Origin of the sequence: Streptomyces sp. (genome assembly GCF_035563135.1) — a bacterium.
GTDB lineage: Bacteria > Actinomycetota > Actinomycetes > Streptomycetales > Streptomycetaceae > Streptomyces.
In genome coordinates, this window is record NZ_DATMVN010000236.1 from 1 (window position 1) to 3,899 (window position 3,899).

The window sequence follows — 3,899 nt, forward strand, 5'->3', positions numbered from 1 at the left end:
GACCCGGCTGCCGACGCCCTGGCACTCGAAACGGCGCGCAGGAGGCTGACCGCCTCCCTGGTCGAACTGCGCGACGCGAGTGACGTCGCGTCGGGCGAGTGGTGGCAGCGCGCCCTGCCCGAGGAAGAGCTGCTGGCAGCCGAACAGGCAGGGCACCGTACGCTCGCGGCGACAGCACAACGGCAGGGATCGACCCCCCTGCCCCCGGCGAACGGAGCGGTGTGACCGACGACATCGTGGCCTCGGTGGTACGGCAGTGGCAGGCCGTCAACCCGGGACTGGACACCGGACCGATGGAACTCATCGGCCGCATCAACCGCTGCGCGGCCCTTCTCCAGCAGGCCGAGGACGCGCCCCTGCGGGCCGCCGGGCTCACCCGCGCCGAATTCGACCTGCTCGGTGCGATGCGGCGCACCGACCGTGAGCTCACCCCCGGCGAGCTGGCCCGGGAGACCTTCTCGTCCGGAGCCGCGGTCACCAAGCGGCTGCGCGTCCTGCAGGAATCCGGTCTGATCGGCCGCCGCAGTGATGCCAGGGACCGCAGGGTCGCCCACGTCGGGCTCACGGAGGCGGGGCGTGACCTGGTCGACCGGTTGCTGCCCGAACAGCTCGCCTACGAGCGGACGGTGCTCTCCGGGCTCGACGAGGAGACCCGTGGCGTTCTCAGCGGACAGCTCGGCGAGCTGCTGGTCCAGCTGGAGGGCCGGCTCGGCGGCCGCCGCTGAAGAAGTGCCCGCCCACGGACGGTGGGCGGGCCGTGCCGCTTCCGCACGGCTGGGACGTCCTCACCGACGGTGAGGACGGGGCGGGGTGAGCAACGGCCGCGAGAGCGGGAGGCGGAACTCCGGCGACCCGGCGACGTCACCTCGCCGACTGCGCGCCGGGGTGTTCGTACATCCGTCCGTCGCTCAGAAGACTGCGCCTTTCGATCCGATTCGATCGCATGTGCTCTTGTCCCGCTCTGCGGTGCGTCTGTATTCGTATGTCCTGGCGATTGTCAATCGTAGGTACGAATAAATTCCTGTTTTTGCAGGAAGTTCGACACCCCTGAAGAAACCCCTCCGGCCCAGGCGTCCCGCAGGGCAGGACATGACGGTCCGCTTCCTCCCGATTCTCATGAGGCGTCACTCGCTGCGCACGCATGCAAACGGTGAGTGCAAAAACTGGCGAGTGTATTACCGCCGACGAGTGCGCGCAGGCGGTTGGGCGAATATGCCGAAGCACTGTTCTGATCTGGCTAGGCTCACGCGCAGTGAAGTCGAGTTGATATGAATTCGAGCGCTTGTTCACAACTGTCCGTGCAAGCGCCGTACCTCCCGAATACCTTCCCGAATCAACCGCCAGAGGGTTTAGATGGTCCGTGTTGAATCACCGCCGACCAACAGAGACATCCCCGTAGTCCGCGCCGCGCTCCTGCCCGTCGTGCTGATGGCCGGTGCCACCGCCGTCGGCGCGGTGCCGGTCACCGGCGCCACACGGGCGGCAGTCATCTGGTGCGGTGCGATCGCCACACTCGTGGTCGCCGCGCTCAGCGTCGTACTGCACCGACGGCGACGGGCGATGCACGTCCAGCGCGCCGAGTACGAACAGCGCATCGCCCACCTGGAACACCGCATCGCCACGTACGACCGGGAGACCGAGCGGCTCAGCAAGGAGCTCCTGCCCGCCGCGATCCGCCGGCTGCGTGCCAGCAACTCGCCGCAGGAAGTGATGCGCGACATCGTCGACGCGGACGAGTCCTACCGCAACCTCCCCAGGGCGCAACGCGCCCTGGTCCTCCAGGTCCTCGACATCGTCGACAACGAGGAGGCGATGCGTGACTCCGCGCAGCGCGCCTTCGTCAGTGTCGCCCGCCGCGTCCAGGCCATCGTCCACCGGCAGGCCAGTGAGCTCCGGGAGATGGAGGACCACCACGGGCGCAACCCCGATGTCTTCGACGACCTGCTCCGCATCGACCACGGCACCGCGCTGATCGGACGGCTCGCCGACTCCATCGCCGTACTCGGCGGTGCCCGCCCCAGCCGCCAGTGGCCCAAGGCCGTACCGCTCTTCAGCGTGCTGCGCGGTGCGATGTCCCGGATCCTCGAGTACCAGCGTGTCGATCTGCATTCGATCGCCAAGGTCGCCATCGTCGGCACCGCGGTCGAACCGCTCATCCACGCCTGCGCCGAACTCCTCGACAACGCGACGCGCTACTCGCCGCCCCAGACCCGGGTGCACGTCACCGCGGTCGAGGTGCAGACCGGCATCGCCATCGAGATCGAGGACGGCGGTGTCAGCCTCAGCGAGGAGGCCCGGGCGAGGGCCGAGAACATGCTCGCCCAGGCCCAGGCCGGCATCAACATGAACGACCTCGGGGAGTCCCCGCGGCTCGGAATGGCCGTGGTCGGCCGGCTCGCCCGCATGTACCAACTCCAGGTCTCCCTGAGGCAGTCCGCGTACGGAGGGGTCCGCGCCGTACTCATCGTGCCGCGCGACATGATCACCACCGGGCCCGCCCCCGGCATCGCGCACGGCATCGGCGCCACCTCGCGCCCCCAGAGTTCGCTCGACATGTCGCACATGCAGCACGTCGTCCCCCCGCGGGGCAAGCACAAGGCGCGCCCCGCCGCGACCGGACCCGTTCCGTCGCTCGCTTCACCCGCCCCCGCCGCGGCCCCGGCGGCGTCCGCCGCACGGTCCGCGCCCACGGCACCGGCCATGGGTGACGACGAGATCGTCGTGACCGAGTGGACCGAGGGAGGGCTCCCGCAGCGCCGCAGCCGAGGGCGCGCACCCCTCGGTTCGCACAACCTCCCGCAGCAGTCCGCGCCGGCGGAGCCCGTCGCGCGCAACGGACACAGCGGCGGCACGGCACCGCCCGGGCTCTGGCTGGAGGCCTTCACACAGGCCGTCAACGGAGCACCCGAGGAGCCGAAGAACGCCACAGACTCTGACGACGTGCGGGACGAGGGAGACGAGAAGTGATCCAGCAGCGGGGAAACATGGACTGGATGCTCAAGGAACTGGCCGACGACGTACCGAGCATCCACCAGATCGTGGTGCTCTCCGCCGACGGCCTCCGCATCGCCCGGCACGGCGGCGACCCCGACGTCGCCGACCGTCTCGCCGCGGCGTGCGCCGGACTGCAGAGCCTGGCCGCGGCCGTCGCCACCGAGATCCCCTACAGCGACGGCCTGATGAAACTCGTCGTCATCGAGGTCACCGGAGGGTTCTTCTACCTGATGGCCGCGGGGACCGGCGCCTACCTCGCGGTCCTGGCCGGCGAGACGGTCGACGCCGGGCTGGTCGGTGCCCGCATGCGCGACATGGTCGTCCGCATCGGAGCGCACCTGACGAGTCCTCCGCGCCACGGCGGGCAGCCCGGATGAGTCCTCCCCGACGAGAACGCCGAAAGGCCGACCCGGCGGTGAGCGACCCGGAACGGCTGTATGTGATCACCGGGGCCCCTGACGGCGAAAGAGCGGAACTCGACCTCGTCACCATGGTGGTGGCGCAGGCCGAGCCGTCTCCCACGGTCCAGCCCGAGCAGGCCGCGATCCTGCGGCTCTGCAAGGCGCCGTTGTCCGTCGCCGAGATCTCGGCCTATCTGAGTCTCCCCTTCAGCGTGGTCACCTCGCTCCTGACAGAACTCCTGGCGACCGAACTGATCGAGTCGCGCGCGCCCGTCGTCCGCGCCACACTCCCGGACCGGTCCCTCCTCGAAGCGGTGATGCATGGACTTCAGAAGCTCTGACACGATCACGGGCCCCCGCAGCGAGGACGTCCTTCCCGACACGGCCACGGCCGCGGTGAAGGTCGTCGTCGTCGGCGGGTTCGGGGTCGGCAAGACGACCATGGTCCGTGCGGTGAGCGAGATCCGGCCGCTGTCCACCGAGGAGACGATGACCCAGGCGGGC

General features: G+C 69.7%; 4 protein-coding genes and 2 pseudogenes. All 6 read left to right on the top strand.

Annotation, left to right across the window (positions count from 1 at the left end):
• A pseudogene (locus tag VN520_RS10330) lies at positions 1-225 on the top strand (FUSC family protein); the annotation flags it as partial.
• Complete coding sequence (locus tag VN520_RS10335; protein WP_325746570.1) at positions 222-725, top strand: MarR family winged helix-turn-helix transcriptional regulator; 504 nt, start codon at positions 222-224, stop codon at positions 723-725. The pseudogene VN520_RS10330 and the gene VN520_RS10335, both read left to right, overlap by 4 nt.
• A 628-nt stretch (positions 726-1,353) precedes the next feature.
• A complete protein-coding gene (locus VN520_RS10340; RefSeq protein ID WP_325746571.1) occupies positions 1,354-2,967 on the top strand; it encodes an ATP-binding protein in 1,614 nt (537 codons plus the stop codon).
• The gene (locus tag VN520_RS10345; protein ID WP_325746572.1) at positions 2,964-3,371 is read left to right on the top strand and encodes a roadblock/LC7 domain-containing protein; all 408 of its coding nucleotides are present in this window, start codon (positions 2,964-2,966) and stop codon (positions 3,369-3,371) included. The genes VN520_RS10340 and VN520_RS10345 overlap by 4 nt, the downstream gene beginning before the upstream one ends.
• Positions 3,368-3,736 (top strand): DUF742 domain-containing protein, encoded by a 369-nt coding sequence (locus tag VN520_RS10350; RefSeq protein ID WP_325746573.1) that lies wholly within the window; start codon positions 3,368-3,370, stop codon positions 3,734-3,736. Before VN520_RS10345 ends, VN520_RS10350 begins: the two co-directional genes overlap by 4 nt.
• Positions 3,717-3,899 (top strand): annotated as a pseudogene (locus VN520_RS10355) (ATP-binding protein); the annotation flags it as partial. The gene VN520_RS10350 and the pseudogene VN520_RS10355, both read left to right, overlap by 20 nt.